At 72.5% G+C, this 5,678-nt stretch carries 7 protein-coding genes and 1 pseudogene; 4 read left to right on the forward strand and 4 right to left on the reverse strand.

Translation table 11 applies throughout. From position 1 onward, the window contains the following. From FV229_RS24865 to FV229_RS24875, 3 genes and pseudogenes are all read right to left on the reverse strand, one after another. Positions 1–538 (reverse strand): annotated as a pseudogene (locus FV229_RS24865) (hypothetical protein); the annotation flags it as partial. Positions 539–724: 186 nt separating this feature from the next. Continuing rightward, positions 725–1,078: a phasin gene (locus FV229_RS24870; protein WP_147754501.1), complete on the reverse strand. Its 354-nt coding sequence runs from the start codon at positions 1,076–1,078 to the stop codon at positions 725–727. Between the two features lie 320 nt (positions 1,079–1,398). Continuing rightward, positions 1,399–2,673 carry a glycosyltransferase gene (locus FV229_RS24875; RefSeq protein ID WP_147754502.1) on the reverse strand — a complete coding sequence of 425 codons (1,275 nt, stop codon included), beginning with the start codon at positions 2,671–2,673 and terminating at the stop codon, positions 1,399–1,401. Between the two features lie 139 nt (positions 2,674–2,812). Here FV229_RS24875 and FV229_RS24880 point away from each other — a divergent pair, with 139 nt between their 5' ends. Beyond that, complete coding sequence (locus tag FV229_RS24880) at positions 2,813–4,102, forward strand: glycosyltransferase family 4 protein (protein WP_147754503.1); 1,290 nt, start codon at positions 2,813–2,815, stop codon at positions 4,100–4,102. Between the two features lie 48 nt (positions 4,103–4,150). After that, a complete protein-coding gene (locus tag FV229_RS24885) occupies positions 4,151–4,333 on the forward strand; it encodes a hypothetical protein (RefSeq protein WP_147754504.1) in 183 nt (60 codons plus the stop codon). Positions 4,334–4,420: 87 nt separating this feature from the next. On the opposite strand, the gene FV229_RS24890 is transcribed toward FV229_RS24885, so the two are convergent. After that, positions 4,421–4,684, reverse strand: a complete 264-nt coding sequence (locus FV229_RS24890; RefSeq protein ID WP_147754505.1) for a hypothetical protein — start codon at positions 4,682–4,684, stop codon at positions 4,421–4,423. Here FV229_RS24890 and FV229_RS24895 point away from each other — a divergent pair. Next, on the forward strand, positions 4,667–5,188 hold the full coding sequence (locus FV229_RS24895) for a phosphate-starvation-inducible PsiE family protein (protein ID WP_147754506.1): 522 nt from the start codon (positions 4,667–4,669) through the stop codon (positions 5,186–5,188). The two genes, FV229_RS24890 and FV229_RS24895, sit on opposite strands and share 18 nt — an antisense overlap. Before the next feature lie 70 nt (positions 5,189–5,258). Then, positions 5,259–5,678, forward strand: a 420-nt coding sequence (locus FV229_RS24900; protein WP_147754507.1) for a DUF1223 domain-containing protein, incomplete at its 3' end; no start/stop codon positions are given.

The raw sequence follows: 5,678 nt of genomic DNA on the forward strand, positions 1-5,678 counted from the left end.
GTGCGGACACGGGCTCGGGCGGGCGGGACGGCGCGGCGGGTTTCAGCGGCACCACGTTGGTGTAGGCGGGGGCAGCCTCGGGCTCCGCGGCCGGGACCGGCGCGGCCTCGACGGGCGGGCTCGGCTCGGGAGCCGCCGCAATTTCGGGTTCGGCGACCGGCGCCTCGGCCTCCTCGGACAACGTCTCCGGCTCCGCGGACGGCGCGGCGACGAGATCGGGCTCCGCGATGTCAGCTTCCGCGATGTCAGCCTCGGCGAGCTCGGTCTCGGCAAGGTTGGCGTCGGCGGGCACCGGCATCTCGGCCGGCGCGGCCTGCGGTTCGGCCGCGGGCGTCGCGGCGCTCAGCGCCTCGGGCGAGACCGTGTCGAGCAGGTGGGCGTGAAGCGGCTCGGGCGCGGCCTCCGACGGCACCGCCGGGAACGCGTCCTCGGCCGGGTGCAAGGCCGCCTCGAGCGCGCTGGCCTTCAGCGGGGTCGGCGCTTTCGCGGGCGGGCGGCGGCCGGTCGATCGGCCCTGCGGCGTCCGTTGCTTGCCCATCGTCGAAGTCCCTCGAGGCCGTCCGGATTCCGTTCCGGCTCGCGTGCGAATCGGAAACGGGCAGCAAGGTAGACCAGTTGCCGCCCGGCGCAACGTGTCGCCGGCCAGGCGGCGCTCGGCGCCGACGGGACGTCACGGCGCCGGGGCGGCCGGCATGTCCGGCCCCGTGCGGGGCCGGGCGTCGGCTCAGCGCGCGGCGTTCTGGGCGATGGCGCCGAGGTCCTTGGCCTGCGCCTGCATCGCGGCGATCTGGCTGTGGACGAACTCGGACTGCAGCTCGAAGGCCTCGCGCAGGTCCTTGGTGCGCACGAGCTTCTGCGCGAAATCGAAGGTGGCGTTGGCGTTGGTCTGGGCGTGGTCGAAGCCCTTGGCGACGGCGGCCTGCATCGAGGACTGGAGCGAGACGCCCGAGGTCTGGACCTGCTCGGCGGCCTTGAGCGCGTTGCCCATCAGGGTGCCGACGGCGGTGCGGGCCTGGTCGACGCTCTTCTCGGCGAAGTCGCGCATCTCGGTCGGGATCTCGAAGTTCGGGGTCTGCATCTTCAGCTCCTCGGAGGTCGTCGTTCACCGGGCGATTTCGAAGCGATCGCCGGTGCCGACCGGATTTATGTTGCGTTGCAACAATAAGTCAAGGCACCTTCTTGGAACAAAAAATCGTTGCCTAATCAACAGTGAAGTGGCTGCAGGTGCCTCCGTCCGGCGGCAACAGGCTCGGCACCTGACAGAATGGCCGTCGTGTTACTGCAATGGCCGACAGAGCAGACGGACACGACGGCCGGGATTGGCGATTCATCGCTTGCGGGTCCCGCGGCGGCGGTCGAAAACTTGATTCGAAACAGACGATAGGTCGGACTCGCTCGTCACAGCGGATGCAGGGCCGGGCGTTCGGCGGCGATGCCGGCGGGCTCTTGCTGCATCGCATCACGAGGCGTGCGCCGCAGGCCGGCATAGAGCGCGGCCGACGTCTCGGCGTGCCGGGCGATCGTCATCGGCGCGGCCCAGTAGCGGGCATGCGCCGCCCGGCCCATCGCGGCGACGCGGGCATCGTCGGCGAGCTTGGCGAAGGCGACGGCGAGGGCGGCGGGCTCGGGCGGGACGACGAAACCGCTGGTGCCGTCCAGGACCTTCTCGGCGGCGCCGGAGCGGTCGGAGGCGACCACAGGGATGCCGGCGGCGAGCGCTTCGTAGACGGTGAGCGGCCCGGTCTCGTACCAGCGCGAGGGCGCCGCGAGCGCGCGGGCGCGGTGGCGCAACTCCGCCTGCACGGCCTCCGGCGAGCGCCAGCCGAGCAGCTCGACGCCGGGCATGGCGCGCAGCTCCGCCTCCAGAGGCCCGGTGCCGACGAACAAAGCCGTGAGGCCGGCCTGATGGGCGGCTGCGGCGACGAGGTCGGCGCCCTTCTCGCGGGTGAGCCGGCCGACATAGGCGACGGCGTCGCCCGCCTCCGGCGCGGCCGGAACGCCGGGGGCGACCCGCACCGGGTTGTCGACGCGGTGGTGCGTCAGCCCGTAGCCGCCGAGCATCGTCCCCATCCGCGCCCGGCTCGCGTCGCAGACGTGGACCACGTGGAGCCCGCGCCCCGACACGGCCCGCCGCGCCGCCGCGGTGCGGGCGACCCGCACCAGCTTGTGCAGGCGGCTCTTGGCATCGCAGGGCGCCAGGATGCAGGCGGCGGACATCGGCGCGAGGCTGCAGGGCTCGCCCGCGTCGAAACGGTAGTGGACGCCGTTGGGGCAGGCGAGGAAGTAGTCGTGCAGCGTCAGCACCACCGGGGCGCCGGCCGCCAGCAGCACCGGGAAGATTGCGGGCGACAGGCTGCGGGTCCACTGGTGCACGTGGACGACGTCCGGCGCGACGGGGAGCCGCCGGAGGGCGTCCTGCAGCGCGCGCGCGGCGCGGGCGTGCCAGATGCCGGCCGCCGCCGCGGCCACGGGGTTGCGCGCCCAGACATCGGGAAGGTCGAGGCCGATCCGGGTGACGTTGCGATGGTCGAGGAGCGGGTCGACCGGGCCGGCGACGCCCTGGACGTAGGTGACCCTCAGGCCGAGCTCGGCCAGCCCCCGGGCCGATTCCACGGCCACCTTCTCGGCGCCGCCGCTCGGGCTCGCGAACTCGGCCAGGATCACGACGTGCATGGCGACACCGGCACAGGAGATCGGATGAGAGGCGGTCGAGCGGAGAGGACAACCGCAGATCGCCGACCCGCCCGAGGTTTACGCGGGATCAACTGCATTCCGGTAAACGTGGGGACATCCAGGGAGCGGGAGCCGCCTCGTGCACGTCGTCCTCGTCGCCGACCACGCCTACGTCAACGGCGGCCAGGCCAAGGTCGCGCTCGATTCGGCCCTCGGGCTCGCCGCCCGCGGCACCCGGGTCACGCTGTTCGCCGCCTGCGGCCCGGCCGACCCGCGGCTCGCCGCCGCCGGCATCCGCGTCGTCTGCCTGGACCAGGACGACATCTCGACCACGACCAACAAGCTCGCCTTCCTGGCGCAGGCGATCTGGAACCGTACCGCGGCCCGGGCGCTCGCCGCCGAGCTGGCCCTGTGCGACCCCCACGACACCGTGGTCCACGTCCACGCCTTCGCCAAGGCGCTGTCGCCGTCGATCGGCGTCGCCCTGCGGCGCTCGCGGCTGCCGCTCGTCTACACCATGCACGAGTTCTTCCTGGTCTGCCCGACGGGCGGGTTCTACGAGTACCCGGCCGCCGCGATCTGCCACCGGACGCCGATGTCGGGCGCCTGCCTGAGGACGAACTGCGACGCGCAGAGCTTTCCGCGCAAGCTCGCGCGGGTCGTCCGCCACCTCGGCATGACCCAGGTGGCCGACCTCCAGCACCTCTTCCGCCACGTCATCACGATCAGCGACCTGCAGGCGCGGGTGGTCGGCCCACTCCTGCCGCGCGGCACGCAATTCCACCGGGTCGACAACCCGATCGCGGTGGCGCACCGGCCGATGGCGGAGCGGGCGCCGGGCGACTTCCTGTTCGTCGGGCGGATCTCGACCGAGAAGGGCGCGCCGATCTTCGCCGAGGCCGCGCGGCGGGCCGGCATCCGCGCGGTCTTCGTCGGCGACGGCGAGCAGCGGGCGGAGCTCGCCCAGCGCTACCCCGAGGCGACGATGCTCGGCTGGCGCGACGCCGCGGGCGTGCAGGCCCTGATGGCGTCGGCGCGCGCGCTGGTCTTCCCCAGCGTCTGGTACGAGGGCCAGCCGCTCACGGTCTACGAGGCGCTGGCGCTCGGCACGCCGGTGGTGGTGAGCGACGCCTGCGCGGGCCGCGAGGCGGTGATCGACGGCGAGACCGGCTTCCTGTTCCGCTCCGGCGACCCGGACGCCCTGGCCGCCCACCTGCGCCGCCTCGCCGACGACGCCCTGGCCGCGCGGATGGGCCGGGCCGCGCATGCCCGCTACTGGGCCGCGCCGCTCACCCTCGACGCCCACCTCGACCGACTCGGCGGCGTCTACGACGTGGTGCAGCGCGAGTCGGCGTCCGGCCGGACGGCCCGGCCCGCGGCCGCCGCCCTGCCGACGCGGCGTGAAACACCCGGGCCGGCCCGGCGTTGACGGTCATCGGCGCCGTCTTCGGCGCCTCGTGACGCAGGAGTTGCCCCGATGACCGACGACCACAAAACGCCGAAGGGCGCGGACAAGCCGGGGTTCCAGCAGGGCAGCGCCAAGCCCGGCGACGAGACGAACCCCGCCAACCGGCAGGACAAGCTGAACGAACGCCTCGACGACGCCCTCGAGGAGACGTTCCCGTCGAGCGACCCGGTCTCGGTGAAGATCACCAAGTAGTTCGATTCGCGAAAAGATGTCGGGCCGGTGCGCGTGAGGCGCGCCGGCCCTTTTTCGTAGGCTTCCCGCAGGTTGCGAAGTGCGTGTTCAGCGCCCGCGCAGGAAGAAGAACCAGATCAGGAGGATGACGGGGATCGGGATCCCGATGAGCCACAGCAGGCCGCCGGTCAGCATGTCATTCTCCTCTGAGTTGCATACGGAGAACCGGGCGATCCGGAAAACCGTTCCGGCGTGCGGAAAGCGCCGCGATCCCCACACGCCGTCCCCCTTGCGCTGGACGCCGGACGCACGATCCTGTTTCATCGGAACAAAGCAGCATCCGGGGGGCATGCCATGGCCGACGATCCGCACGCGCAGGGCCGCCTTACGCGGGCGTCCAGCTTCGTCTTCCTGCACACCGAGCACGCGATCTACGCGGCGCTCGGCCTGCTCCTGGCCTTCACGGCGCTGATCGCGCTGATCGACGCCGTCGGACTCACATGGGAAGCGGTGCGCTCCCTCGGCGGGGCCACGCAGACGCTGGAGGTGGTCGACCGGCTGCTGTTCCTGCTGATGCTGGTGGAGATCCTGCACACGGTGCGGGTCTCGATGCGCTCGGGCCGGCTCACCTGCGAGCCGTTCCTGATCGTCGGGCTGATCGCCTCGATCCGGCGGGTGCTGGTGATCACCCTGCAATCCTCCGAGATCATGCACGGCAAGGATTGGTCGCCGGAGAAGGCGGCCCTGTTCCAGGCCTCGATGATCGAGCTCGGCGTCCTCGCCGGCCTGATCCTCACCATGGTGGCCTCGATCTTCCTGCTCCATCGCGCCCGCGACGACGACAAGCCGGCCGGCGAGGAGACGGACACGCTCTGACGCGGCGGCGCGGTAACCGGCACGGCGCGGGCGCGAAACACCGGCATCTGCCCGTTTCCGGAGATTGGCCATGCGATCCATCACGCGATCCACCCTGCGCCGCACGATCCCGCTCGCGCTCCTCGCCGCCCTGATCGGCTCTTTCGCCGGCACACGCGCCGACGCCGCCGGACGGCCGGTGGTGGTGGAGCTGTTCACCTCGCAGAGCTGCTCGTCCTGCCCGCCGGCCGAGGCGCTGCTCGGGCAGCTCGCCGGCGAGGGGCGCGAGGTTCTGCCGCTCGCCTTCCACGTCACCTACTGGGACCACCTCGACTGGCGCGACACCTACGCCCTGCCCGCCGCCACCGCCCGGCAGGCGGCCTACGCGAAAAAGCTCGGCGGCGGGTCGTACACGCCCGAGGCGGTGATCGACGGCCGGGTCGGGCTCGTCGGCTCCGACGCCGGCGCGGTCCGCGGCGCGATCGCGACGGCGCACGGCGCGGCCTCCGCG

This window comes from Methylobacterium sp. WL120 (assembly GCF_008039465.1).
Lineage (GTDB): Bacteria > Pseudomonadota > Alphaproteobacteria > Rhizobiales > Beijerinckiaceae > Methylobacterium > Methylobacterium cerastii.

Excerpts from the sequence above, each read along its gene's own strand:
- FV229_RS24885 (WP_147754504.1), top strand. The coding sequence starts at position 4,151 with ATGACCGACGACCACAAAACGCCGAAGGGCGCGGACAAGCCGGGGTTC.
- FV229_RS24875 (WP_147754502.1), bottom strand. The coding sequence starts at position 2,673 with ATGCACGTCGTGATCCTGGCCGAGTTCGCGAGCCCGAGCGGCGGCGCC.
- FV229_RS24870 (WP_147754501.1), bottom strand. The coding sequence starts at position 1,078 with ATGCAGACCCCGAACTTCGAGATCCCGACCGAGATGCGCGACTTCGCC.
- FV229_RS24895 (WP_147754506.1), top strand. The coding sequence starts at position 4,667 with ATGGCCGACGATCCGCACGCGCAGGGCCGCCTTACGCGGGCGTCCAGC.